19 protein-coding genes and 1 tRNA gene are annotated in these 25,027 nt (G+C 72.6%); 5 read left to right on the top strand and 15 right to left on the bottom strand.

What is annotated here, in order from left to right; all coding sequences use genetic code 11:
- The first annotated feature begins 13 nt into the window (after positions 1–13).
- Entirely contained in the window at positions 14–2,185 is a 2,172-nt protein-coding gene (locus tag Q9R26_RS10865; RefSeq protein ID WP_311227274.1) for a S9 family peptidase, read from the top strand.
- A gap of 122 nt (positions 2,186–2,307) precedes the next feature.
- Here the strand turns inward: Q9R26_RS10865 and Q9R26_RS10860 are convergent, their stop codons facing one another.
- The gene (locus Q9R26_RS10860) at positions 2,308–3,837 is read right to left on the bottom strand and encodes a CYTH domain-containing protein (RefSeq protein ID WP_311227273.1); all 1,530 of its coding nucleotides are present in this window, start codon (positions 3,835–3,837) and stop codon (positions 2,308–2,310) included.
- Between the two features lie 58 nt (positions 3,838–3,895).
- Between Q9R26_RS10860 and Q9R26_RS10855 the strand changes: the two genes are divergently transcribed.
- Complete coding sequence (locus Q9R26_RS10855; RefSeq protein ID WP_182066730.1) at positions 3,896–4,168, top strand: mycoredoxin; 273 nt, start codon at positions 3,896–3,898, stop codon at positions 4,166–4,168.
- A gap of 110 nt (positions 4,169–4,278) precedes the next feature.
- Here Q9R26_RS10855 and Q9R26_RS10850 read toward each other — a convergent pair whose 3' ends face one another.
- On the bottom strand, positions 4,279–6,405 hold the full coding sequence (locus Q9R26_RS10850; protein ID WP_209133412.1) for a DEAD/DEAH box helicase: 2,127 nt from the start codon (positions 6,403–6,405) through the stop codon (positions 4,279–4,281).
- A gap of 452 nt (positions 6,406–6,857) precedes the next feature.
- Positions 6,858–8,102, bottom strand: coding sequence for an aminoglycoside phosphotransferase family protein (locus Q9R26_RS10845; RefSeq protein ID WP_182066732.1), 1,245 nt, complete (start codon positions 8,100–8,102; stop codon positions 6,858–6,860).
- Positions 8,103–8,182: 80 nt separating this feature from the next.
- Between Q9R26_RS10845 and Q9R26_RS10840 the strand changes: the two genes are divergently transcribed.
- On the top strand, positions 8,183–9,277 hold the full coding sequence (locus Q9R26_RS10840; protein ID WP_259581054.1) for an aromatic acid exporter family protein: 1,095 nt from the start codon (positions 8,183–8,185) through the stop codon (positions 9,275–9,277).
- 72 nt (positions 9,278–9,349) lie between these two features.
- On the opposite strand, the gene Q9R26_RS10835 is transcribed toward Q9R26_RS10840, so the two are convergent.
- A complete protein-coding gene (locus tag Q9R26_RS10835; RefSeq protein WP_027464726.1) occupies positions 9,350–9,688 on the bottom strand; it encodes a hypothetical protein in 339 nt (112 codons plus the stop codon).
- Between the two features lie 171 nt (positions 9,689–9,859).
- Between Q9R26_RS10835 and Q9R26_RS10830 the strand changes: the two genes are divergently transcribed.
- The gene (locus tag Q9R26_RS10830; protein WP_017885962.1) at positions 9,860–10,537 is read left to right on the top strand and encodes a response regulator transcription factor; all 678 of its coding nucleotides are present in this window, start codon (positions 9,860–9,862) and stop codon (positions 10,535–10,537) included.
- Positions 10,534–12,042, top strand: a complete 1,509-nt coding sequence (locus Q9R26_RS10825; protein WP_311227272.1) for a HAMP domain-containing sensor histidine kinase — start codon at positions 10,534–10,536, stop codon at positions 12,040–12,042. The genes Q9R26_RS10830 and Q9R26_RS10825 overlap by 4 nt, the downstream gene beginning before the upstream one ends.
- 58 nt (positions 12,043–12,100) lie before the next feature.
- Here Q9R26_RS10825 and Q9R26_RS10820 read toward each other — a convergent pair whose 3' ends face one another.
- From Q9R26_RS10820 to Q9R26_RS10770, 11 genes are all read right to left on the bottom strand, one after another.
- Complete coding sequence (locus tag Q9R26_RS10820; protein ID WP_209133416.1) at positions 12,101–15,511, bottom strand: error-prone DNA polymerase; 3,411 nt, start codon at positions 15,509–15,511, stop codon at positions 12,101–12,103.
- 28 nt (positions 15,512–15,539) lie between these two features.
- Complete coding sequence (locus tag Q9R26_RS10815) at positions 15,540–17,168, bottom strand: DNA polymerase Y family protein (RefSeq protein WP_182064812.1); 1,629 nt, start codon at positions 17,166–17,168, stop codon at positions 15,540–15,542.
- The gene (locus Q9R26_RS10810; RefSeq protein WP_311227271.1) at positions 17,165–18,004 is read right to left on the bottom strand and encodes a hypothetical protein; all 840 of its coding nucleotides are present in this window, start codon (positions 18,002–18,004) and stop codon (positions 17,165–17,167) included. Before Q9R26_RS10810 ends, Q9R26_RS10815 begins: the two co-directional genes overlap by 4 nt.
- Positions 18,005–18,079: 75 nt before the next feature.
- Entirely contained in the window at positions 18,080–19,597 is a 1,518-nt protein-coding gene (locus Q9R26_RS10805; protein ID WP_311227270.1) for an anthranilate synthase component I family protein, read from the bottom strand.
- Complete coding sequence (locus tag Q9R26_RS10800; protein WP_311227269.1) at positions 19,576–20,499, bottom strand: aldose 1-epimerase family protein; 924 nt, start codon at positions 20,497–20,499, stop codon at positions 19,576–19,578. The genes Q9R26_RS10805 and Q9R26_RS10800 overlap by 22 nt, the downstream gene beginning before the upstream one ends.
- A 103-nt stretch (positions 20,500–20,602) precedes the next feature.
- Positions 20,603–20,675, bottom strand: a tRNA-Ala gene (locus Q9R26_RS10795).
- A gap of 108 nt (positions 20,676–20,783) precedes the next feature.
- Positions 20,784–21,158 carry a ribosome silencing factor gene (rsfS, locus tag Q9R26_RS10790; RefSeq protein ID WP_027464721.1) on the bottom strand — a complete coding sequence of 125 codons (375 nt, stop codon included), beginning with the start codon at positions 21,156–21,158 and terminating at the stop codon, positions 20,784–20,786.
- Between the two features lie 132 nt (positions 21,159–21,290).
- Entirely contained in the window at positions 21,291–22,769 is a 1,479-nt protein-coding gene (locus Q9R26_RS10785; protein WP_262137369.1) for a hypothetical protein, read from the bottom strand.
- Complete coding sequence (nadD, locus tag Q9R26_RS10780; RefSeq protein WP_110859233.1) at positions 22,766–23,365, bottom strand: nicotinate-nucleotide adenylyltransferase; 600 nt, start codon at positions 23,363–23,365, stop codon at positions 22,766–22,768. The genes Q9R26_RS10785 and nadD overlap by 4 nt, the downstream gene beginning before the upstream one ends.
- Before the next feature lie 11 nt (positions 23,366–23,376).
- Positions 23,377–23,577, bottom strand: a complete 201-nt coding sequence (locus Q9R26_RS10775; RefSeq protein WP_110859232.1) for a hypothetical protein — start codon at positions 23,575–23,577, stop codon at positions 23,377–23,379.
- 40 nt (positions 23,578–23,617) lie between these two features.
- Positions 23,618–24,883 (bottom strand): glutamate-5-semialdehyde dehydrogenase, encoded by a 1,266-nt coding sequence (locus Q9R26_RS10770; protein ID WP_071405563.1) that lies wholly within the window; start codon positions 24,881–24,883, stop codon positions 23,618–23,620.
- Between the last annotated feature and the right edge of the window lie 144 nt (positions 24,884–25,027).

Here is a 25,027-nt window from a genome sequence, read left to right as displayed (position 1 = left end):
ATAGGGTGGGACGGTGAGCAACGAGCACACCGCATCCACCCCGCCCAGCGCCGCCAAGCGGCCCGTGACACGGACCCACCACGGCATCGACTTCGTCGACGACTACGAGTGGCTGCGGGACAAGGAATCCCCCGACACCCTGGCGTACCTCGAAGCCGAGAACGCCCACACCGACGCCGCCACCGCGCACCTCGCGCCGCTGCGGGACCGCATCTTCGCCGAGGTGAAGAGCCGCGTGCAGGAGACCGACCTCTCGGTGCCGGTCCGCATGGGCGACTGGTGGTACTTCACCCGCACCGCCGAGGGCAGCCAGTACGGTGTGCACTGCCGCGTGCCCGTCGCCGGCCCCGACGACTGGACACCGCCCGCCGTCGTCGAGGGCGAGTCGACGCTCCCCGGCGAGCAGGTGGTCCTCGACGGCAACGCCCTGGCCGACGGCCACGAGTTCTTCTCCCTCGGCACCTACGACATCAGCGACGACGGCACCCGCCTGGTCTACGGCATCGACGTCGAGGGTGACGAGCGGTACACCCTGCACGTGCGCGACCTGGCCACGGGGACCGACCTCGGCGACGCCATCCCGAACACCGGGGCCGGCGCCACCTTCGACCCGGCCGGACGCTACGTGTTCTACCCCACGGTCGACGAGTCCTGGCGTCCGGACAAGATCTGGCGGCACGCGGTCGGCACCGCGGCATCGGACGACGTCCTGGTGTTCGAGGAGCCCGACGACCGCTACTGGGTCGGTGTCGGTGTCACCCGCTCCTCGCAGTACATCGTCATCGAGCTCGGCTCGAAGATCACGTCCGAGGCGCACGTCCTCGACGCCGCCGACCCGACCGGTGAGTTCCAGGTCGTCTGGCCCCGCCGCGAGGGCGTCGAGTACGAGATCGAGCACGCCATCGTCGGCGGCAGCGACCGGTTCCTGGTACTGCACAACGACGGCGCCGAGAACTTCGAGCTCGTCGACGTCCCCGCCGACGACCCGACGTCCGAGCGTGACCGCCGCGTCGTCGTGGCGCACCACACCGAGCGCCGCATCGAGTCGGTCGACGCCTTCGCCGGACACCTCGCACTGGAGTACCGCTCCGAAGCGCTCCCCCGCGTCGCGATCATCCCGATCGAGGGCGACGGCTACGGCGATGCACACGAGGTCCCCTTCGACGAAGCACTGTTCTCGGCGGGTCTCGGCGGCAACCCGGAGTGGGAGCAGCCGACGCTCCGCATCGGGTACACGTCGTTCGTGACCCCTTCCGAGGTCAGCGACCTCGACCTGGCCACCGGTGAGGTCACCGTCCTGAAGCGCCAGCCCGTCCTCGGCGGCTACGACCCGGCCGACTACGTGCAGGAACGCGACTGGGCGACCGCGTCGGACGGCACCCGTGTGCCGATCTCGCTCGTCTGGCGTCGTGACGCCGTCGAGGACGGCTCCCCGGCACCGCTGCACCTGTACGGCTACGGCTCGTACGAGCACTCGATCGACCCCGGCTTCAGCGTCATGCGCCTGTCGATGCTCGACCGCGGTGTCGTCTTCGCCGTCGCGCACGTCCGTGGTGGCGGTGAGCTCGGCCGGCACTGGTACGAGAACGGCAAGACCCTGACGAAGAAGAACACCTTCACCGACTTCGTCGCGGTCGCCGAGCACCTGATCGAGTCCGGCCGGACGAGTGCCGACCGGCTCGTGGCCGAGGGTGGGAGCGCAGGCGGGCTCCTGATGGGTGCGGTCGCGAACCTCGCACCCGAGCGGTTCGCCGGCATCCTGGCCGCCGTGCCGTTCGTCGACGCGCTGACGAGCATCCTCGACCCGGACCTGCCCCTCACCGTCATCGAGTGGGACGAGTGGGGCGACCCGCTGCACGATGCCGAGGTCTACCGCTACATGAGCGAGTACACCCCGTACGAGAACGTCCGCGACGACGTGCAGTACCCGCAGATCCTCGCCGTGACGTCGATCAACGACACCCGCGTGCTCTACGTCGAGCCCGCGAAGTGGACCGCGAAGCTCCGCGAAGTCGGCGCTCCGGTACTGCTGAAGACCGAGATGTCCGCCGGCCACGGTGGTGTCAGCGGTCGCTACGCGTCCTGGAAGGAGCGGGCGTTCGAACTCGCCTGGCTGCTCGACGTGCTCGGGCTCGCCGACGAGACGCCCGCCGCCGCGACCGCCGACCCGATCGCCGCGGGCTGAGCCGCACCGCGCAGTTGGTGAGCAGAAGAGGTCGGGTCCGAACGTCGGACCCGACCTCTTCTGCTCACCAAGCGAACCAAGCTCACCAAGCGAACCAAGCGCACCAAACGCACGCAGCGCGCTCACACGCGGTTGAGCGCGTGCACCGCCTCGTCGTAGGACTCCTCGGCCAGGCGCACCCGGTCCCCCGCGAGCACCCCGTACCCGAACGTGCCCTCACCCCCGCGCTCCGCGATCGCCGCGTTCGCCCGGAGGATGTCGAGGGCGTGCAGGGACCGCACCCGCTCGGTCAGTACGTCGGCTGCGGTACCGATCCGCTTCCACAGCGCGTGCGGGAACGCGTCGTCGCCGAGCACGTCCATCGCCATCCGGGCGCGCATCGTCTCCTGCCACGCGGCTTCGGTGGTGGTGCGGTCGGCGGCCTCGCGCTCGGCGGCGGTGTCCGAGGTGTCGTCGGCGACGGCGGCCCGGACGAGCTCGCGCACGCGCGGCTTCACGTCGGCGCCGACGTCCTGCGCGACCTGTTTCGGTGCGCGGAGCGACCACGCCGTCGGCGCCGGGCGCTCGGCCGCGTCGTCGAGGGCGTCGAGCAGTTCGAGGAACGGCTCGCCGTGCAGGAACGCGACGACGTCCCGCACCGCCTGGTCGCGACGTTCCCGGGTCGAGGCGAGGATGCGCTCACGGGTCATCGCGTCGACCAGGTCGTCCTGCGCCGGCGACGACGCCCGCGGCAGCCGGTCGATCAGGTACTCGGCCAGCGCCGCACGCGCGGTGACGCCCGCCAGGCCGTCCGCCGCCTCGGCGGCACGGTCGACGGCATCGCCGTCGGGGAACGCCGGGCGGTAGGCACCCAGGATCGCGGCGATCTCGAGGGTGGTGTCGGCCGTCTGCCGGAGGTCGGCCGTGTCACCGGAGCGGAGCCGGGCCTCCTGGCCGAGCAGCGCGACGCGCAGCTTGCGCACCCGCTTCGCCAGGATGCGTGCGGTCGTGCCCTTGGCCGGCTTCTCCTCGGTCTGGAGGCGCGGTGCCGGTGCTCCTGCCAGCCCGCGTGCCAGCTTGGACGCGACGGCGGCGGGGCCGGCGCCGACGGCCGCGAAGCGCCCGTCGAGGGCCGCGAACAGCTCGTGGGCGATCTGCGGGTCGACGCCGTCGACGGTCTCGACCTCGACCTCGCGCCAGGTGCGCGGTGTCTCCGGAGCATCGTCGTCGAGGCGCTGGGCGGTGACCTGGTCGTCGGCGAGTTCGGCGATCTGGTCGCCGTCCTCGTCGAGCAGTCGGGTGACGGTGCGGGTGGTGGTGATCTGGACGACGGGGCGCAGCCCGCGGCCGCGACGCTCCGTGAAGAGCGCGGCGAGGACCTCGTCGGGCACCGTGTCGGCGTCGTCGGTCAGGGGGAACTGCTGCTCGTGGCGGACCGTGTCCGACTCCGAGCGCTTGATGTGCCAGCCGGCGTCGGGGCCACCGGTGCGGCGGCGCACGGTCACCCGCGCGGCCACCAGGTCGTACCGCTCGGTGTCCCAGTAGGTCGCGTCCAGTCCGAACGGCTCCTGGTGCTCGGTGCGGAGGATGCCGCCCGCGCCGACGAGGTCGGGGAGGGCACCGCCCTCTGGCAGGTCGTAGGTGCGCTCGATCTCGAGGTGCGTGTGGCTCACACGCTCTTGTCTACCAGGCACTGCGAGGTTTCCCCGCACCCGGGGTTAGCCTGCAGGGATGAGCGACACGATCACCCGCGAGCAGTTCACGCCCGAAGCCGGCGGCGTCACGATGTTCACCACCACGTGGTGCGGCTACTGCGCCCGGCTGAAGAACCAGATGGCGAAGGCCGGGGTGCCCTTCACCGAGGTCGACATCGAGCAGACCCCTGGCACGGCCGAGCTCGTCGCCGAGGTCAACGGCGGCAACCAGACCGTGCCGACGCTGGTGTTCCCCGACGGCTCGACGGCGACCAACCCGTCCCTGGCCGAGGTGCAGTCCCGCATCTGAGCAGGTGCTCCTCGCAAGACACCGGTGTTCACGCTCCGAACACACGCATGACGCGGTTCAGAGTGTGAACACCGGTGCTTTGCTGTCCGGGCAGCGCCGGACGCGCCCGCCTAGCCGCCGAGCGCCTCGGTCAGCAGCGCGGCCATCGCGTCGAGCTGGATGTCACCGGAGTCGACGACCTCTTCGTCCGAACCGTCGAGCGCGCGAGCGGCCAGGGACGCCTTCGAGTCGATGAGCTCGGCGATCTTGGTGTCGATCGTCTGCGCGGCGATGATGCGCCACGCGGTGACGGGCTCCTCCTGCCCGATGCGGTGCACGCGGTCGATCGCCTGGGTCTGCTCGGCGCTCGTCCACGACAGCTCGGCGAGCACGACGTTCGACGACACCTGCAGGTTCAGACCGACACCGGCCGCGGTCAGCGAGCAGACGATGACCGCGACGTCGGGATCGTTCACGAACGAGTCGATCTCGGCCGTGCGCTGCGTCGGGGTCTGGTCGCCGCGGATCGTGGCGGTGCGCAGGCCGCGACGGGCGAACACCTCTTCCGCCTGGTCCATCACGTCGAGGTGCTTCGCGAAGAACACGACCTTGCCGACGTTCGAGGCGAGCTGTGCCGCGTAGTCGGCCGCGAGCTGGGCCTTGGCCCGGCCGATGCGGCGGACCATCGAGAACACGTTCTCGCCGGTCGACGAGGCGTCCTGGTCCTCGAGCTCCCAGCGCGCGACCTGGCGGACCAGCTTGTGGTCGATGCCGACGACCGGGTCCTGCCCGGTGCGGGCGTCGAGCGCCTGGTGGTAGCGACGGACGAGCTTCGCCGTGAGCTCGCGCTCGGCGTCGCGGATGGAGCGACCCTCGTCACCGTCGAGCTCGACGGGGATGTCGGCGATCCGGCGGGCGGGGATGTCGGCGGCGACGTCGACCTTGCGGCGTCGGACGATGCCCTGGTCGATGACAGCACGGCGGGCCTCGACGAAGAACCCGGGGTCGGCCGGCGTCAGGCCGATCTCTTCGAGCTCGTTCATGAGCTTCGCGCGCGGCTTCTTGTCGTCGATCCAGCCGAGGTACTCCCAGATGGTGCGGAAGTCCTCGACCGAGTTGATCAGCGGGGTACCGGTCAGCGCCATGAGCAGCGGTGCGGCGGTGCGCTGCCGGATGCGCTCGGCGATCTGCAGCACGAACCGGGCGCGCTGGGAGTCCTTGTTCTTGATGAAGTGCGCCTCGTCGACGACCATCCCCTTGAACCCGAAGTTGCCGAGCCACCCGGCGTGCCGGTCGAGGATCTCGTAGTTCACGATGACGATGTCGGCGAACCCGTCGAGGTCGTTGCCGTCACCGTGGATCACCGTGGCGCGGTGGTTCGGCACCCAGCGTTCGGCCTCACGCGCCCAGTTCGTCTTGACGACGTTCGGCACGACGACGAGCAACGGGAACGCGTTCGCGGCATCGGCGGCGAGCAGCGACTGTGCGGTCTTGCCGAGACCGGGCTCGTCGGCGAGCAGGAACGTGCGGTGCCCCTGCGCCGCGGCGGCGACGAGCTCCGCCTGGTGCTTCATGAGCGTGGTGCCCGAGCGCGAGTGCAGCGTCGTGGGCTCCGGCAGCGGCATCGTCGCCGCTCCCCCGCCCGCGCCGTACTCGAACGACTTGAACAGCGGCCCGAACAGTTCCCAGTTCGCCAGGCGACGCGGGTGGGCGACGGGCTGGTCGGCGAGGGCGAAGTCCGGCGGCATGAACGGGTTCGCCAGCTGGCGCTGCACGACCGCCTGCGGCACGACGGCCCGTACCGGGGTCTCGACCACCGCGGCCGGCTCGGAGGCGATGACGAGGTCCTCCGGCTGCAGTTCCATGCCGCCGGCGATCATCATGTCGCGCTTGACCGCACGCGTCGCCTCGGACACCTGCACCTCTTCGGCGAGGAGCTGGATGACGCTGGTGTCGCGCGCCGCCGTCTTCGCCAGGATCGTGGCCACGCCGTCGAGCCGCTTGAGCTGCTCGGCGCGCTGCGCGTCGGTGAGCTCCGTGTCGGCCTTCACCCGCGCGCGCTCTTCGCGCATGAGCAGGGCGACGGCCTGGAACTTCGACCGGTTCGATGCCTTGAGCGGTCCGCGCTGTGCCGCGGCCTCGACCTCGCGCACAGCGCGGGCGAGGACGGGGATGACGCCGTCGTTGTCCAGCGGCCTGGTGCGACGTGACGCGGTCCGCGTCCCGCCGGCAGCACGCCGGGTGCCTGATCGAGCCAACGCTCCTCCTGTTCCGCCCACACGTCGGGGCGATCCGCCCGTGGGGCGGGAAGTCCTGCACCGGCGCCTGGCGCGGCTCCGGTTCGGCTGCGGGCCACCGTGGCCCACCGCATCGCCGGTCCCCGCTTCGGGACGTCCGGTGGACTCCCGCGAGCCGTTCCACACGAGCACCTGCCGGGAGCAGGTTCGGACGGTCCGCGCCGGGATCCGGCGTCGTCACACGCACGTGATGCCCCCTCGGGGCGGTCACGGCCCGGTCCCCGCGTCGATCAAGTGATCGACGGCTGCGTCCGGAATCGACGCGGCACGCGGGAACGCGGTGCGTGCGCGCTCAGTTTACTCCCGGACCACCGACAGAGGCGACCGGCGCGTTGCCCGCGCGCGTCGCGACGGCGGACGGGAGGCCCGTGGCGGGCCCGACCCGCGCCTCCAGTCCGTCCTTCGGTCGCGTCTCAGACCTGCGGTGCGGACCGCGGGCGGGTCGAACCACCGGTCGGGAGGCTCGGGGCCGCGTCCGCCAGGGCGGCCTGCGTCGCGGCGAGGAGCTGCTGGGCGGTCTGGATCCCGTTGGCGGAGCCGGTGGTCGCCTGGCCGCCGGCGTGGGCGAGCAGCTGGGCGCCGATGGCGGGTCCGATGCGATCGGCTTCGCGCGGGTTGCGCGCGACCCAGTCGCGGGCGATCGCGTCGGCGAGGCGCTCGGCGGCGGCACCGCGCTCGGCATCCCCGCGGGACCGGTGCCAGAGCCCGGTGACGACGAGGTGGGCGACGACGGCGCCGACGTCACGGACCGGGAAGCCCCAACCCGCGGTGTCGATGTCGAGCAGCCCGGAGATGCGCCACGGCTCCTCCTCGTCGACGAAGACCTGCTCCAGGTGCAGGTCGCCGTGCACGACCTGCTTGGTCGAGCTCGACCAGCCGATGGAGCGGCGACCGATGGCGTCGTACAGGCGGTCGATCTCCTCGGCGTCGCGCGGCAGGGCGGCGATGAGCGTGCGACGGTGCCAGTCCGCGTGGTCCATCGCGTCGGCGCGGGCCTGCTGGGTCATCGGGACGCTGGCGACCCGGCCGCTCAGCGCGGCGAGCGACGCCACGAAGCGGGGGTCGTCGGCGATGTCGAGGATGCGGCTGCCGGCGGGCACGCCGCGGATGCGCTCGAGCACGAGCAGGCCGTCGCCTCGACTGGACAGCACACGCGGCACCGGCAGACCGGCCGCGACGAACTGCTCGTGCGACTGCACGATCGGTGCGACGCGGTGCGGACGGACGATCTTCAGGAACAGCGTGCGCTCCGGGGCGTCGACGCGCACGACCGCGCGCTTGCCGGGCCGGTACGCCGCCACGGTGAGCACCGGGTCGGTGACGGGCATGCCGAGCGTGGTCAGCAGCTCGGCGACGGCATCGCGGTAGGTGACCTGCGGCAGCACCGGCAGGCCGGGGTCGTTCGGGTACGCCCACACCGACACCGGCTCGCCCGTCGCCGGGTCGGTGACGATCGCGCTGTTCTGGTCGTGGGTGCCGCCGGTGTCGACGTAGGTCAGCACCGTGGCGCGCTGGCCGTTGCGGTCCACCGTGTCGACCTCGTAGCCGTACAGGTACCCGTTGCCCGAGGGCTCGACGGAGTGCGCCCGCGCGGCCACCACCGAGGTCCCGGAGCCGGCGAAGGCCTGCGGGATGACGCGCTCATGGTTGGGCCACACGACATCAGTCAACCGTGTCGCGCGGGTTTCGTCGCGTTCGTGCACGGCTCGGCGCGGGGCCGGTGGCTACCGTGGTCGGTGTGAACCCGGTCGCGCGCCTCCGCAGCTCCAGTCGCACGCCGTTCCTGCAGGTCGTGAAGACCGCCGTCGCGGTGGTCGCCGCCGTGCTCCTCTGCCGCCTGGTCATCCAGGGGCCGTTCCCCACCTTCGCGGCGATCGCTGCCCTGCTCGTGGTGCAGCCGAGCATCAACCAGTCGTTCGTGAAGGGGCTCGAGCGGAGCGCCGGCGTCGTGATCGGCGTCGTGCTGGCCACCGGGTTCCACCTGCTGCTCGGCGACGGCGTGTTCGTCGTGCTGCTCGTCATCGTGCTCGCGATCCTCATCGCCTGGGCGCTCCGGCTCACCCCGACCTCGGCCACCCAGGTGGGGATCAGCGGGATGCTCGTGCTCACCGCCGGGGTCGTGACGCCGAACTACTCCGCCGACCGGATCCTCGAGACCGTGATCGGTGCGGTCGTCGCCCTGGTCGTGAACGCGCTCATCGTGCCGCCCGTGCTGCTCGAACCGGCGCACCTCGCCGTCGCCCGGCTCGCCCGCGACACCGCGGTGGCGTTCGAGCGGATCGCGATCGGCCTGACCGAAGGGTGGGACCGCGAGCGATGGGACGAGGCGCTCGTCGCCGCCCGTGCACTGCGGCAGCAGCACGCCAAGGCCGAGGCGTCCCTGGGGTCGGCGCGCGAGTCCCTGACCATGAACCCGCGCGGCGGCCGGCACCGGACGATCCTCGACCGCGACGTGGTGACCACCGACCACCTGCGCGTCCTGGTGACCCGTGTCACCGGGATGACCCGGGCGATCCGCGACAACACCGCACCGGACCTGCGCGACGACCCGGTGGTGCACGGCATCGCGACCGAGGTGGCACGGATCGGTGCGGACGTCCGGACCCTCGGTGCGCGGGTCGAGTCGACACGGCTCGACCCGGTGGCCGGGGTCGGCCGGGTGGACGCCGTCGCCTTCGGATCGGACGCCGAGCCGTGGGCGGAGGCCTCGGAGCCGGCGCTCACCGCGCCGCTCGAGGTGGTGCGGCCGAACTCCCGGCACTGGGTGCTCATCGGCGCGCTGCTCGAGGACATCCGACGGGTGCGTGGCGAGCTGCTCGGCGAGGACGACTAGTCAGGCCGCTCCAGCGCGCTGCGCAGGCCGCTCGGTCCGCGTCAGCGCGCTGCGCAGGCCGCTCGGTCCGCTTCAGCGCGCTGCGCAGGCCGCTTCCGACGCTGTCCGGACGACGTCCGACCAGATCACCGCGGTCGGCACGACGTCGGTCGCGGTCGCACCCGGGATGCCGGCGTCGGCGTACCGGCTGATCTCGGCGACGACGGCCTCGGTGCCGACCTCGCGTGCAGCACGGCTCGCCACGTCCGGCACGGCCGTCCGCAGTTCCGCGACCACGCGGTCGCGCGGTGCGTCCTCCAGCTGCGCGAGCGCGCCGATGCCCTTCCACGCGGCGTCCAGTTCGGCGCGGAGGCGCACGATGGCCGGGTGGTCGATCGAGTCGTTCATGATCCCCCAGTGCGGGCGGCGCATCGGGTCGCGCTGTCCGCTGCCGGAGCCTAGCAACGAAGCAAGCGGCACTCACGTCCCTAGAACGTGGGACAGACCGTTCTGCCTCGTCCTGTGACGAGATTCAGCGAGTCGGGCCCGGAGAACGACCCTCCGCGGCGGTTCGATGCCACGATGGGTCCGAGGAGGTCCACTATGCGGCTGTTGGTGGTCGAGGACGACGACGAGATGCGTGCCCTGATGGAACGCGGACTCGCGGCTGAGGGGTACCGGGTCACGGCGGTCGAGAACGGTGTCGAGGCGCTCATCGCCCTCGGCGAGCAGGCCTTCGACCTGGCGGTCGTGGACGTGATGATGCCCGGGATGTCCGGCTTCGAGCTCGCCCGGCGGATCCGTGAGCGCGAGGACCCCGTGCGGATCCTGCTCGTGACCGCGCGTGATGCCGTCGACGACCGCGTGTTCGGGCTCGACGCGGGCGCGGACGACTACCTCACCAAGCCCTTCGCCTTCGCCGAGCTCACCGCCCGGCTGCGTGCGCTCGGCCGTCGCGAGTCCGCCGGGGCGCCCCGCACGATCGAGGTCGGGGACGTCTCCATCGACTCCGAGGCCCGCCGGATCTCGATCAAGGGACAGCGCGTCGCCGTGAGCCCCACCGAGTTCGCCCTGCTCCGCCTGCTCGCCCGCTCCGCCGGCAGTGTCGTCGACCGCCCGAAGATCCTCGAAGAGGTCTGGGACGGTTCGCAGCACGTCGACCCGAACGTGGTCGAGCAGTACATCTCGTACCTCCGCAAGAAGCTCACCGCGCACGAGGCAACCGTCGCCATCGCCACGGTCCGCGGTCGCGGGTACCGCCTGGATCTGCTCGGGGCGTGAACGGGGCCGATGCCCCACGATCGGACCGCCGACGCGGCGGTCCGATCCGGCCGCTGCGTCGGCTGTCGCTGCGCGCCCGGATCACGATCGGCTCGACGGCGATCGCCGCGATCGTCATCCTGCTGCTCGTCCTGGTGATGCGCTTCCAGGTCGTGAGCGTCGTCGCGAGTGCGACCCGCACCCTGCTCGACGCCGATGCCGACCCGTACGTCGCCACGCTCGAGGTCGACAGCGACCCCGACCTCTCGCCGCCGGGCAACGCGCAGCTCGTCGCCGTCGTGTCGCCGTCCGGCGAGATCGTGCTGTCGACGATGCCCGATCGTGTCGAGCAGGCGCTCGGCAGTCTGCGGTCCACCCCTGCCGGCACCTCGATCATCACGGCATCCGGCTCGGCGTACCGCGTCGTGGTGGAGCACCCCGTCAACGAGGCCGGCCGCTGGACCGTCGTCGCCGCCCGCAACTCGCAAGCCGAGGCCATCGTCGTCGACGACCTCACGACGACCCTGTCGCTGACCGGCCTGGCCATCCTGCTCGCCTTCGGTGTCGCGTCCTGGGTGCTCGCGACCACCGCGCTGCGCCCGGTGAACCGGATGCGCCGCGAGGCTGAACGGCTCTCCGTCGCCCCGGAGCGTGCCGAACTGCCGGTGGGCCCCGCCCAGGACGAGCTGGCGTCCCTGGCGACCACGCTCAACGCCTTCCTCGCGCGGACCCGGCAGGCGACCGAGCGTGAACGCCAGATGGTGTCGGACGCCAGCCACGAGCTCCGGACGCCCCTGGCGATCCTGACGACCCAGCTCGACCTCGCCTCGCTCGACGGCAACGACGCCGCTGCCCTCGCCGCCCACATCGAACGCGCGAAGCACAGCGTCGCGCGGTTGTCTCGACTGGCGAACGACCTGCTCGCCCTGTCACGGATCGAGGAGTCGGAGCGCCGCGAACAGGACGGCGACCGGCGCCCCGAGACCGCGTGGTCGGACCTCGGCGACGAGGTGATGGCCGCGGTCGACCGCGTCCGGCTCATCGCGTCGACGAAGGACGTCACCGTCGACTTCGACCTCGAGCCGCCCGTCGCCGTCGGCGGTTCCGGCCCGGGCATCGGTGGCGGCACCGTCGAACCGCGGTACCGGATCGACACCGGCGGGATGGCCCAGCTCGTCACGAACATCGCGGGCAACGCCGTGGCCGCGCTCCCCCGCGGCGGCGGCATCTTCGTGTCCTGGCGGAGCACCGGCGGCGAGGGCGTGCTGCAGATCACCGACGACGGCCCCGGCGTGCCCGAGTCCTTCATCCCGGTGGCGTTCGACCGCTTCACCCGTCCGGACGAGGCCCGGACGTCCCGCCCGAACCCGGACCCGTCGACCGGTGCCGGCGCCCTGCCCGGCGGCTCGGGGCTGGGACTCGCGATCGTGCGTGCGGTGGCGGAACGGGCGGGAGGCACGGCGTCGCTCCGCAACGTGCCCGCCGGTGGACTCGAGGTCACGATCAGCCTGCCCGAGGTGCGCTGAGCACGACCGCCCACACGCACGCTCGCCCGCGCACGACCGCTCGCCCGCGCACGACCGCTCACTGGAAGTCCCGCGAGCGGGTGCGGACGGACAGCGACAGGTGCTCGATGCGGTCCGCCACCAGGTTGACCACCCCGTCGGGCGAGCGCTCGAGGATGCCCCGGACGATCACCGCCGGGGACTCCCGCGCCACCCGGCGGAAGCGTCCCCAGACCCCGACGCTGCAGATGACGTTGACCAGCCCGGTCTCGTCCTCGACGTTCAGGAACGTGATGCCGGAGGCCGTCGCCGGACGCTGCCGGTGCGTCACGATCCCGCCGACCTCGACCCGTCGTCCGGTCTCGGCGGTCGCGGTGTCCTGCACGCTGAGCACCCGGCGGGCGGCGAGGCGGTCGCGCACGTGCCGGACGGGGTGGTCGTCGGTCGTCATGCCCGTCGACCACATGTCGGCGATGAGCACGTCCCCGCTCGTCATCTGCCCGAACAGCGGCGGCTGCACGAACACCTGCGTGTCCGGCAACTGGTCCGGACGCTCGGCGGCCGCCTGGGCAGCCGACCACATCGCACCGCGGCGGTCGATGTCGAAGGGGGCGAAGGCGTCGGCCGCGGCGAGGGCCTCGAGCTGCGGCGTGGTGAGTCCGACCCGCCGGGCCAGGTCCGACATGTCGTGGAAGGGGCCGTTCGCGTCCCGCTCCGCGACGATCTTCTCGGCGCTCTTCCGGCTGAGCGACGCGACCTCGGCGAGCCCGAGCCGCACGGCGAAGGCACCGTCGCGCCGGTGGCTCGCGGTGTCGTCGGGGAGCGCCTTGTCGAAGGGCAGCACCGGGGGCTGCTCGGTGGCCAGGCACGCGTCGTCACCGGCCGGAGCGTCCCCGTCCGGCAGCGGTTCGAGCGTGGCGTCGACACCGGACCGCAGGATGTCCGGTCGCAGCACGCGGACGCCGTGCCGTCGGGCGTCGGCGACCAGGGTCTGCGGTGAGTAGAACCCCATCGGCTGCGCCCGGAGCAGCGCCGCCAGGAACGCCCCGGGGTAGTGCAGCCGCATCCACGCGCTCGCGTAGACGATGAGGGCGAAGCTGATCGAGTGGCTCTCCGCGAAGCCGAAGTTCGCGAAGGCCTGGATCTTCGCGTAGATCGCGTCGGCGTCCGCGCCGTGGATGCCGTTGTCCGCCATCCCCGTGTAGAGCTTGTCGCGCAGCCGGTCGATCTTCTCGTGCCCGCGCTTGGACCCCATCGCCCGTCGCAGCAGGTCGGCGTCGTCACCGGAGCAGTTGCCGACCGCGATCGCCATCTGCATGAGCTGTTCCTGGAACAGCGGGACCCCGAGGGTGCGTTCGAGCACGGGTTCGAGCGCCGGGTGCATGTACGTGATCGGTTCCTCACCCGTGCGCCGGCGGATGTACGGGTGCACCGCGCCGCCCTGGATGGGCCCGGGTCGGACGAGTGCGACCTCGATCACCAGGTCGTAGAACCGCCGCGGGAGCAGTCGGGGCAGGGTGCCCATCTGCGCGCGGGACTCCACCTGGAACACCCCGATCGTGTCCGCGCGGCAGAGCTGGTCGTAGACCCCCTGTTCCTCCTTCGGGATGGAGTGCATCTCCCAGCGCTCCCCACAGTGCTCTGCCGCCAGGTCGAACGAGTACTGCAGGGCAGCGAGCATGCCGAGGCCGAGCATGTCGAACTTCACGAGCCCCATGTAGGCGCAGTCGTCCTTGTCCCACTGCAGCACGGTGCGGCCGTCCATCCGGGCGTGCTCGATCGGCACGACCTCGCCCACCGGGCGGTCGGTCAGCACCATGCCGCCGGAGTGGATGCCGAGGTGCCGCGGGAACCCGAGGACGTCGCTCGCGAGTCCGACGACCGCCGGTGGGATGTCGTGGTCCTGGCTCTCGGTCACCGAGCCCCACCGCTCGACCTGCTTCGACCAGGCGTCCTGTTGCCCGGGGCTGTGGCCGAGCGCCTTCGCCATGTCACGCACCGCACCCTTGGGGCGGTAGGTGATGACGTTCGCGACCTGGGCGGCGTTGTGCCGGCCGTACTTGGCGTACACGTACTGGATCACCTCTTCGCGGCGGTCCGAGTCGAAGTCGACGTCGATGTCGGGTTCCTCGTCGCGCATCGCCGACAGGAACCGCTCGAACGGCAGCCCGTACCGGATCGAGTCCACCGCGGTGATCTCGAGCAGGTAGCAGACCGCCGAGTTCGCCGCCGAGCCCCGCCCCTGGCAGAGGATGCCCCGACCGCGGGCGTACTGCACCATGTCGCGCACGATCAGGAAGTACCCCGGGAAGTTCTTCTCCTCGATCACGGACAGCTCACGCTCGATGCGCTCCCGCTTACGGGGGTCGACGCCGTCGGCACTGCCGGGGTAGAACCGCCGGGCACCCGTCCACGTCAGCTCGCGGAGCCACGACATCGCGGTGTGTCCGTCCGGGACGTCGAGGTCGGGCAGCCCGGGCTGCACGGTCTTCAGCCGGAACCCGAGCTCGTCGGCGAGCTCCACGGTCCGCTCGATCGCGCCGGGGTAGCGCCCGAACCGTCTGGCCATCTCGGCACCGGAGCGCAGGTGGGCGGTGTCCGCGGCCGGCAGCCAGCCGTCGATCTCGTCGAGGCTGCGGCGGGCGCGCACCGCCGCCAGCGCGGTCGCCACCGGGAACCGGTCGGGGGTGGCGTAGTGCACGTTGCCGGTGGCGACCAGGGGCAGCGCGTGCTTCGCGGCGAGGGCGGCCAGGGCGTCGTTGCGAGCGCTGTCGAGCGGGTCGCCGTGGTCGAGCAGCTCCACGACGACGTTGCGGCTGCCGAACCGGTCGAGCAGCACCCGGAGCGCGGTCTCGGCGGCGGACTCGCCACCCTGCTCGAGGGCTTGCCGTACGGAGCCCTTCCGGCACCCGGTCAGGACCCGCCAGTGCCCGTCCGCCCGCGCGGCGAGGTCGTCGAGGTCGTACTGCGGGCTGCCCTTCTCGGACCCGGCGGCCAGGTGCGCGCTCGTCACCGCGCCGGCGAGCCGGTGGTAGCCGTCCTGGCCGTCGGCGAGCAGGAGCAGGTGCGAACCCTCGGGGTCGGGCACACCGTTCTGCGGTTCGGTCAGCCCCAGGGACAATTCGGTGCCGAAGACGGTGCCGACCTGCGGGTACGACTCGGCGACCTCGGCCATCCGGGCGGCCCCGTAGAAGCCGTCGTGGTCGGTGAGCGCGAGGGCGTGCAGTCGGAGCCGAGCAGCTTCTTCGAACAGGTGCTCGGGCTGACTGGCGCCGTCGAGGAAGCTGAAGGCCGAGTGCGCGTGCAGTTCGGCGTACGGCACCACGGGCCCGCCGTCGGTGTCGAGCGGTGACGGGACGTACGGCTCGCGCTTCCGCGACCACGCTGGGCTGTCGCCGCCGTCGCCGTCGTGCGCCGTGCCCGGGCTCCGCTTGTCGGACAGCGCGCGCTCGAACTGCGACCACGGGATGGGTGGGTTGCTGTAGCCCATCAGGTCACGCTCCTGTCAGTGGTCGGGGTCACGTCGCGATCGCCTCGGCCCACCAGCGGTGGTCCGCCAGCACCAGGTACCAGGCACGCCCCTCGGCGTCGACGAGCTGCAGCCGGTGCAGGCGTCGGCCGCCGGACTCCCACCACCGGACGACGAGCGGCCACGGACCCGCCCAGGCCGTCACGGCCGAGAAGCCGCCGCCCCGGTCGCCCTCGGCACGGAACCGTTCGGGTGCTCCGGACAGCACGCCACGCTCGTCGACGTCGACGCTCGCACCACCGACGGCGACGACGTCGACCGGTCGGGGGCGCTCGAGCACGGTGGCGGGGGGCGGGCCGGGCAGCTTGCCGGGCCACGGGCGGTCACGGACGGTCGCCAGGGCTCGCTCACCACCGGCGGGTGCGTCGCCCCACGGCACGAGCACCACGCGCTCGGACAGGGTGCGGCCCCCACCGATGCGCGGACTCACCACACCGTCGTGGCCGACCATGCCCTGGATCCGGGCGAGGCCGTGGTGCACGCGCTCGTCCGGGCCGGAGCCCCACAGCCCGCGTTCGTGGTTCGCCATGTCGTCGACGGCGACCGGCTCGAGCACGACCGAGGTGACCGGCGCCTCGAGCCCGCTGGGGTCCACCCCACCGGCGAGCTGCCACCGCACCCGGTCGACCACGTCGGCGGCGTCGAACCAGCGCGGGTGCGCCCAGGTCCGTTCGAGCAGGATGTCGCGCTCGTCGACGATCCCCACTCGGATGGTCGTCGCCACGAGCCCCGCGGCCCGGAGTCGCTCGGCGAAGTCGTCGGCGGATCGCCGGAACGCGAACGCGATCTGGTCGGCACGGTCCAGCGGGGGTTCGAACGACGCCTCGACCCGGAGTTCCGGCGGGATCTCCCGCGCCGCGATCTCGCGGGGGTCACGGCCCCCGGCCAACCGGTGCAGGAACGCCCCGGCCACGCCGAAGCGGTCTCGCACCTGTTCGTCGCCGAGTGCCGCGAAGTCGCCGAGCGTGGTGATGCCGAGCCGGTCGAGCACCGTCGTGAGGTCGGGGTCGCCGAGCACGCCGAGCGGCAGGTGTGCGAGGAAGTCCGCCGATCCCCCGACGGGCACGAGCCGCACCCGCTCCCCGGGACGCACCGGACGGGCCCGGGCGGCCTGGTCCGCCGCGAACGGGGTGTCGGCCACCCCGGCCCGCACCGCGGGGGCGCCGTGGTCGGCCGCGATGCCGGCAAGGGTCGCCGCCGCCGCGCGCTCCCCGCCGTAGTACCGGGCCGGCCCGCGGGCGCGGAGCGCGAGGGTGCCCGGCCGCAGGACCTCGACCCCGGGGACCGCCGCCTCGACCGCACGGATGACGGGCTCGAACGCGCGGTGGTCGAGGGCGTCGTCGTAGGGCTGCACGAGGAGGTCGGGGCACCGCGCCTGCGCCTCACGCACGCGGAGCCCCCGCACGACACCCTGCTCACGCGCGGACGCGGAGCTCGCGAACACGAGTCCCTTGGCGGTCAGGGCGAGGGGCTGCTCCGGCGGTGTGCCACCGGCCCGAGCCGCCGCGATGACCGGCCAGTCCGGGCACCAGAGCACGATCGTCCGGGTCGGGGGTGGTTCGGGCAGCGCCGCTCCCCGCGTGATCGCGTCGGTCCGGACGCGCCCGGAGGCGATCACGACGCCACCGCCACGGGCCGCAGCACGCGGGTGTCCCCGGAGCCCACCGTCGGCACCGGTGTGGCGGCCCGGACCGCTCCGTCGGCCGCGGGCAGGAGCAGCTCGGCGGTCGCCGGACGCACCGCGCCGGCACGCCCGGTCGCGGTCACGGTGGCCCGGCGCTCCGTCAGGTGGCCGTGGCCCTGACCGATGCCGCTCCACGTCGAGGACGTGACCCGCAGCGTGACGTCCGCCCCGGGCCAGGAGCCGAGCGCGACGAGTGCGCCACCGCGCTGTCGCAGCCGGGCCGACAGCCGTGCCACGTCGCCCGGCACGACCCGGCCGAGCGGTCGGGTGAGGACGATCTGGGCGACGTCGGCCATCGCCGCCGTCACGGCGAGCCACTGGTCACCCGGATCGGGGACGAGCACGAGCCGTTCGAGGTCGATCCCCGCGGCGGCGGCGGCTTCGATCCCGAAGGACGGCACTCCGACGACCGCACACCACGCCCCGGCCGCCGAGGCCGCCTGCAGCATCGTGATCGCGAGCAGCACCGAATCGGGGACGGCATAGGTGCCACCGACCCGGATCGCGCCGCCGGGCAGCAGGGGCTCGAGCGCCGGGGCCGTGGGGAGCCCGGCGGTGTCGACCCGGGTGGACTCCATGTCGGCCACCCGGGACCGCAGGGACGTGATGCGGTCGAGCGCGGCCCGGGCATCGCTCAGGTGGTCCGTCCCCCGGCGCGCACCACCACTGCCCGCACCGCTGCCGCCGCGTGCGGCACCGCTCCGCCCGCCCCGGTCCGGGGTGGGCGACCGGAGTGCCGCCGCCGTCTGCATGCCCTCATATTCGAACATGTGTTCGATGATGTCAATCGCGTCCGACATCCGTGGACAGTCACGATCGAACACGTGTTCGGATCGGGCTTCAGTTCACCAACTGGCGACCGCCCCGACCCCGTCGAGCACCGACCGCGTCTTGGTCTCGACCTCGTCCGCCTCGTCCACGGGCACCGACGACCAGGTCACCGCTCCCCCGGCTCCGAGGGTCCGGGAGCGCACCGTCCCCGATCCGTCGAGCACGGTCACGAGGCTACGGATCGCCACCGACAGGTCGACCGCCCCGCTCGCCGAGAAGTACCCGATCGCCCCCGAGTACACCCCGCGCGGCGCCCCCTCGAGCCGGTCCGCGATCGCCGTGGCACTGCTCTTCGGCGCCCCGGTCATCGATCCCGGCGGGAACGCCGCGTGCACCACGTCGGCCCGCGACGTCCCCGGCGGCAGCACCGCCCCGATCGTCGAGACCAGCTGGTGCACGCTGGCGTACGTCTCGACGGCGCACAGCCGCTCGACGTGCACCGACCCGGGCACCGCGGTCCGCTGCAGGTCGTTCCGCAGCAGGTCGACGATCATCACGTTCTCGGCACGGTCCTTCGGACTCGCCGCCAGGTCGTTCCGCGCGGCCGCGTCCGCCGAAGCGTCGGCGAGCCGCCGCCGCGTGCCCTTGATCGGCTCCGCGAGCACCGCTCCGGCCGCGTCGATCCGCAGGAACCGCTCCGGTGACCGGCTCGCCACGCGCAGCGGGCCGAGCCGCAGGAACGCGCCGAACGGCACCGGGTCGGACGCCCGCATCCGCAGGTACTCGCCCAGGTGCGGGTCCGTACCGGGGCCGCCACGGGCCTCCAGGCCGACCGCGAAGGCGGTGGTGAGGCAGACCTGGAACGCGTTCCCCTCGCGGATCTCCGCGCGGCACACGTCGACCGCGCGCTCGTAGGCGGCGCGCGTCACGCGTCCGGTCGCCGCGGACACCCCGGCCGGGAGGCCCGTGGCCGCGTCGGCGACGCCGACCGACGTCGCGGGGGTGGTCGCCTCCTCGAGCCACGCGCGGTTGTGCGCACTGGCCGCCGGTTCCGCGTCGGCGACGAGCGCGAGCGCCCAGGCGCCACCGGTGTGGTCGACGACGACCGCTCGGTCGACGAACCGCAGGTCGGCGTCGGCGTGCCCGTCGGCGGTGCGGTCCGGGCCGCCGGACTCGCGGCCGAGCTCGTAGCCGAGGAACCCGACCCAGCCCAGCGCGAACCCGCACCCGACGACCGGCTCGGGCAGGCGGGGCGTGCGTCGGAGCAGGTCCGCCAGCACCGTGAAGGCCGGACGCTCCTCGGATCGGGCAGGCCCGAACCACTCCTCGGCGGGCGCGGCGACCGTCAGGTGCGCACGACGGTCCTGGTGCCGGAACCGGGCGGCGAACGGTCCGTCCGTCCACGCCAGCACGGACCAGCGCGCCCGGGGCCGAGCCGTGGCGGGAGCACCGTCCGGCAGGCCGGAGTCGAGCCACACCAGGTCCCCGGCGACCTGCGCCGCCAGGGCCGCGAGGTCGGGGACCGGGTCGAACCGGCGGACCTCGACGCGGACGCCGGGGTCGGGGGTGCTCAGATCGCGGCGATCGTCCATGCGGCGGCGTGCGAGGCACCGGACGCGAGCACCACGAGGCCGCGCTCCTCGCCGTCGTTGAAGGCGTCCGGGGCGCACGTCATCGGCTCGACGGCGAGACCGGCGCGGTGGTACTCGGGGACGACGTGGTCGGCGGTGTGCACCTGGACCCAGCCGCACTCCGTCCCGAAGGTCGCACGGACCCCGTGACCGTCCGCCGCCGTGACCGCGATGGTGGCGAGGCCGGCGGCGTCGCGCTCGAAGCCGGTGAAGGCGTGGTCGATGAACCGGTCGCCGATCAGCGTGGGCGTGCGCAGGTCGAACTCGTCGTGGACGGGGACCAGGTCGGTCGGGACGAGCCGGTCCGACGTCACCTCGAGCACCTGGGCGGCGGGGAGCGTCAGGGTCCAGTCGTCGACGGTGCCGGCACCCGCGACGAGGTACGGGTGCGGGCCGGTCCCCCACGGTGCGTCCTCGGCCCCGGTGTTCGTCCCGGTGATCGTGGTGTGCAGCCCCTCGGCGTCGAGCCGGTACTCCACGGTGACCTCGACGCGGTACGGGTAGCCCTGCTGCGCCTGGACGGTCGTGACGAGCACGACGCGGTCGTCCGCCTGCTCCTGCACGCGGAAGTCCGTCCACGCGACGAGTCCGTGCAGGGCGTGGTGCCGGGCGGGCTCGGTGAGCGCCAGCTCGTGGTCGACGCCGCCGAACGAGTACTCGCCGTCGACGATCCGGTTCGGCCACGGGGCCAGGACGGCACCGCGGAAGACCGGGCGGACCTCGTCGGCGTCGAACGGGACGACCAGGTCTCGGCCCTCGTACCGCAGGGTCCGCAGCGTCGCTCCGACGGTGGCGATGTCGGCCGAGTACCCGGCGGAGGCGATCGTCAGCGGGGACCCGGACAGCGGCGCGTCGTTGCTCATGCGCTCAGCGTATCGGGCCACCGAGCGCTGTCGGACGCACGAGAGGCACTGTCGGACACACGAGAAGACCCCCGCCGTTCCGAAGAACGACGGGGGTCGAGGGTGGATCTGAGGGGACTCGAACCCCTGACCCCCTGCATGCCATGCAGGTGCGCTACCAGCTGCGCCACAGACCCAGATCGTGTTGCTCTCGCACCAACCGGTTCCCCGGAGGCACCATAGAAGCGTACACCATGCGAACGCCGGGCAACGAAATCGAAGCCGTCACCCGGGCGCGTCGCTGATCAGGCGGTGTGGTCCACCGGGAGCTCGAGTGGGATCGTCGGGCAGTCGGCCCAGAGACGCTCGAGCGAGTAGTACTGGCGGTCTTCGTCGTGGAAGACGTGCACGATGATCTCGCCGAAGTCGATGAGGACCCAGCGGCCCTCGGTACGGCCTTCGCGACGGAGCGTCTTGGCACCGAGCTCGAGGAGGCGTTCCTCGACGGCATCGGCGATGGACTGCACGTTGCGCTCGTTCCGACCGGTTGCGAGCAGGAACACGTCCGTGAGCTGCAACGGCCCGGTCACGTCGAGAGCGACGAGGTCCTCGGCCTGCTTGGCGTCGGCCGCGAGTGCTGCGGCCTGCACGAGTTCCAGTGCGCGAGTGGAGGCGGTCACGGATTCCTTCCGGTCGTCGAACCGACGGACAGCCGGTTCGCTTGATGGGTCACGATCATAAGCCACCCCGCCGACAGCGGCCAGGCCAGGGTCGGCGGGGTGGTGGAGAACGGACGTCGAGGACGGCAGCGGTCAGCCGCCGAACGCGTGGGTGGTGAGCAGTGCGGTGATGATGACACCGGCCGCAGCCAGCCCGACCGCGCCGACCGTCACACCGAGGATCAGCGGCGTGCGCGACTCCTTCGGCTTGGCGGCCGCGAGCACGACCTGACGGGTCGAGGTGTGACTGGACACCGCACGGCTGGCCCGGACCGGGCTGGCATCCGTCTCGGGTTGCTCGTCCTGCTGCTCGAGCAGGCGGTCGACCTCGGCGCCGTCGATCGGCCGGTGCGATCCCGTCGACGACAGCGATGCCGGCAGGTCGATCGACCCGGTCAGGATCACCTCGCCCGTCGCGTTGAGGGCGCCGGTGGGGTCGGCCAGGGCCGAGTTCGGCAGGATGATCGCGTTCGTGTTCGTCACCGCGACGCGGCGGGTGCCGGTCTCGGCGTCGTGCACCTCGGAGTCGTTCGAGTCGTGCGCCTGCTGCGACCAGTGGCCGGCGGGCGGCGCGAAGGCCGTGGTCACCGGCTTCGGCTCGGTCGGACGCTGGAACGCGGCGGGGACCTTCGGGGCCTCGGTCGCGGGCTCGGGCAGCGGCACCTCGTTGGTGTCGTCGTCCTCGGCGTCGAGCGAGAGCGGGAACACCGCGGGGGTCGCTGCGGCGGCGTCGGTCGGGATCGGTACCGACGTGACGGGGGGCTGTGACCCGGCAGCGGGAGCGGGGACGTCGTCGGCCGAGCGGGCCGGAGCGTTCTCGGACGACTCGTCCGCCGTGGCGACGTCGGTCGTCTCGTCCGCAGGCGTGTCGGTCACCGGCACATCGGACTCGGGGACGTCGGTCGCCGACGCGTCGGACTCTGGGACGTCGGCGGGCGGCGACCACGTCGACCGGTGGCGGCGGGGCTCCTCGGCGTGCGCGGCGGCCTCGTCGAGGGGCTCGAGCGCGTCCGGGGACCCGTCGGCCTCGGTGGCCTGGGCGACCGCGGCCTGGTCGAGGACCGTCGGGGCAGCCGGCTGCTCGTCGTGCTCGGCCTCGGCGTCCGGAGCGCTCTGCGGCGCCGCGGCGGGGTCGATCGTGTCCACCGACCCGAGGACGTCCTCGACGGTGCGGTCGGACGACTGGGGCGTGGGGTCCTGCAGCGGGACCGGCAGGACCGCCTGGCGCTCGGCGGCACGGAGCTGCCGGATCTGTCGACGGGTGAGTCCACCGCTGCCAGGGACGATCTCGGTCGCGGAGGCCGGCGGGAACGGTGACACACCGGCCGCGGGCGCCGACGCCGGGGCGGACCCCGGCGCGACCTGGGCAGATGCCGACACGGACGACTGGGCGGGGCCACCGGGGGCCGGGGCGACGTGCGACCCGGGGCGGCGACGGGACTCGGGGGTCTCGGCGGCGGGTGCGGCGACGGTCGGGGGCGGCGTCGCGGGCTGCGAACCGGCCGCGGCGGCACGCTCCCGCTCGCGCGCCTGGCGCCGCGACAGGGGCGGCTGCGCGTCGGACGAACTCATGCAACGCTCCGATACAGATGGTGCTTGGAGATGTACTGGACGACGCCGTCGGGAACCAAGTACCAGACGGGGAACCCCCGTCGAACCCGGTCACGGCAATCCGTCGAGGATATGGCCAGTGCAGGGACTTCGAGCAAGCTTACGTCCCGCTCGGGCAATCCGGTGATGCTCAAGGCGTGTCCCGGACGCGTCACGGCCACGAAGTGCGCGAGGTCCCAGAGACCATCATGGTCTTTCCAGTCGACGATCTGCTGAACGGCGTCTGCGCCCGAGATGAAGACGAGCTGGGCATCCGGCCGCTGTTCGTGCAGGTCGCGCAGGGTGTCGACGGTGTACGTCGGCCCCGGGCGGTCGATGTCCACGCGGCTGACGGTGAACATCGGGTTCGACGCGGTGGCGATCACGGTCATCAGGTACCGGTGCTCGGCGTCGGTGACGTCGGACTTCATGTACGGCTGTCCGGTGGGGACGAAGACGACCTCGTCGAGGTCGAACGCCCGCGCCACCTCGGACGCCGCGACCAGGTGCCCGTGGTGGATGGGGTCGAACGTGCCACCCATCACGCCGATGCGTGGCCGTCCGGTGGTCTCGAGCATCGAGTGGTCGGTCAGATCTTGGTGTGACCGAACTCGTCGACACCCGTCTCGTGGTGGCGGGTGGCCTCGAACTTCTGGGAGTGGCGGTAGGCCACGTCGCGGAAGCTCCAGGTCACGAAGCCGAGGAAGATGAAGAAGAGGGCACCGACCATCGGGAACACGAACGCGGGCGCCCCGGAGGCGTGCTCAGCAGCTTCTGCGAGGAAGGTCATCGTTCGTGCTCCGTTCGGTCGGGGAAAGACGCCGTTCAGTCTAGCCGCGGATCTGTCCGGAGCCGCGCACGATCCACTTCGTGCTCGTGAGCTCCGGCAGGCCCATCGGACCGCGCGCGTGCAGCTTCTGCGTGGAGATGCCGACCTCGGCCCCGAACCCGAACTCGCCGCCGTCCGTGAACCGGGTCGAGGCGTTCACCATCACGACCGCCGAGTCGACGGTCGCCAGGAACCGCTCGGCTGTGTCGACGTCGTTCGTGACGATCGACTCCGTGTGGTGCGTCGACCACCGGGCGATGTGCGCCATGGCCGCGTCGACGTCGGGCACGACGCGGATCGACAGGTCGAGGTCCATCGACTCGGTGGCCCAGTCGTCGTCGGTGGCGCGGAGCACCCCGGGCACGATCGCCCGCGTGGCGTCGTCGCCGCGCAGCGTGACGCCGGACGCCCGCAGCCGGTCGGCCAGCAGCGGCAGGAGCCGTTCGGCCGCGGCCTCGTGCACCAGGAGGGTCTCGAGGGCGTTGCACACGCTCGGCCGCTGCACCTTGCTGTTCAGGACGATGTCGACCGCACGCTGCTCGGGCGCGGACGCGTCGAGGAACACGTGCACGACGCCCGCACCGGTCTCGATGACGGGCACCTGCGACTCGGTGACGACGGTCTGGATGAGCGCGGCGCTCCCCCGCGGGATGAGCACGTCGACCAGGCCGCGTGCGCGCATGAGCTCGGTGGCACCGGCGCGGCCGAACTCGTCGATGGTCTGCACCAGGTCGCGGGGCAGCCCGACCGACTCGACCGCGTCCTGGATCCGGGCGACGAGCACGGCGTTCGTGTGCTGGGCCGCCGACCCGCCGCGGAGCACGACGGCATTGCCCGACTTGAGCGCGAGCGAGGCGATGTCGACGGTGACGTTCGGGCGTGCCTCGTAGATGGCCCCGACGACACCGAACGGTACGCGCACCTGGGTGAGCTGGAGTCCGTTCGGCAGCTGCGACCCGCGCACGTGCTCGCCCACGGGGTCGGTCAGCCCGACGACGTGCTCGACCGCGGCGGCGAGGGCCTCGATCCGGACGGGGTCGAGTCGCAACCGGTCGAGCAGCCCGGAGGAGAGCCCGCCGTCCTCGCCGGCGACGAGGTCGTCGTGGTTCGCGGCGACGATCTCGTCGGTCGCGGCACGCACCGCCGAGGCGATCGCCCCGAGGGCCGCGTCCTTGACGGCGGTCGTCGCCGTGGCGAGCGCAGACGAGGCGGCCCGTGCCGCCACGAGCTTGTCGGTCAGGGTCGGGGCGGGCGCGATCGACGACATGGACCGATTGTAGGTCCGCCCATCGGTTCGTGACGGGCGTTCCGGACACGCACCGTGCCTCCGGGCCCGGTCCGCCCCACCGACCGGTCACGACACGTCGTGCCCCTCCGCCGAGCGGTCACAGACCGTCGCTCCGCGCCGACC

The organism is Curtobacterium sp. BRB10, assembly GCF_031844325.1.
GTDB lineage: Bacteria > Actinomycetota > Actinomycetes > Actinomycetales > Microbacteriaceae > Curtobacterium > Curtobacterium poinsettiae_A.
The sequence above is the reverse complement of the archived record's forward strand: the minus strand, read 5'-3'. Positions and strand labels throughout refer to the sequence as shown.

What these genes read in the sequence shown, in the direction of transcription:
- Q9R26_RS10830 (WP_017885962.1), top strand. Translation starts at nt 9,860, where the DNA reads ATGCGGCTGTTGGTGGTCGAGGACGACGACGAGATGCGTGCCCTGATG.
- nadD (WP_110859233.1), bottom strand. Translation starts at nt 23,365, where the DNA reads ATGCTCGAGACCACCGGACGGCCACGCATCGGCGTGATGGGTGGCACG.
- Q9R26_RS10805 (WP_311227270.1), bottom strand. Translation starts at nt 19,597, where the DNA reads ATGGACGATCGCCGCGATCTGAGCACCCCCGACCCCGGCGTCCGCGTC.
- Q9R26_RS10855 (WP_182066730.1), top strand. Translation starts at nt 3,896, where the DNA reads ATGAGCGACACGATCACCCGCGAGCAGTTCACGCCCGAAGCCGGCGGC.
- Q9R26_RS10835 (WP_027464726.1), bottom strand. Translation starts at nt 9,688, where the DNA reads ATGCGCCGCCCGCACTGGGGGATCATGAACGACTCGATCGACCACCCG.
- Q9R26_RS10785 (WP_262137369.1), bottom strand. Translation starts at nt 22,769, where the DNA reads ATGAGTTCGTCCGACGCGCAGCCGCCCCTGTCGCGGCGCCAGGCGCGC.
- Q9R26_RS10770 (WP_071405563.1), bottom strand. Translation starts at nt 24,883, where the DNA reads ATGTCGTCGATCGCGCCCGCCCCGACCCTGACCGACAAGCTCGTGGCG.
- Q9R26_RS10775 (WP_110859232.1), bottom strand. Translation starts at nt 23,577, where the DNA reads ATGACCTTCCTCGCAGAAGCTGCTGAGCACGCCTCCGGGGCGCCCGCG.
- Q9R26_RS10820 (WP_209133416.1), bottom strand. Translation starts at nt 15,511, where the DNA reads ATGGGCTACAGCAACCCACCCATCCCGTGGTCGCAGTTCGAGCGCGCG.
- Q9R26_RS10810 (WP_311227271.1), bottom strand. Translation starts at nt 18,004, where the DNA reads ATGTTCGAATATGAGGGCATGCAGACGGCGGCGGCACTCCGGTCGCCC.
- Q9R26_RS10800 (WP_311227269.1), bottom strand. Translation starts at nt 20,499, where the DNA reads ATGAGCAACGACGCGCCGCTGTCCGGGTCCCCGCTGACGATCGCCTCC.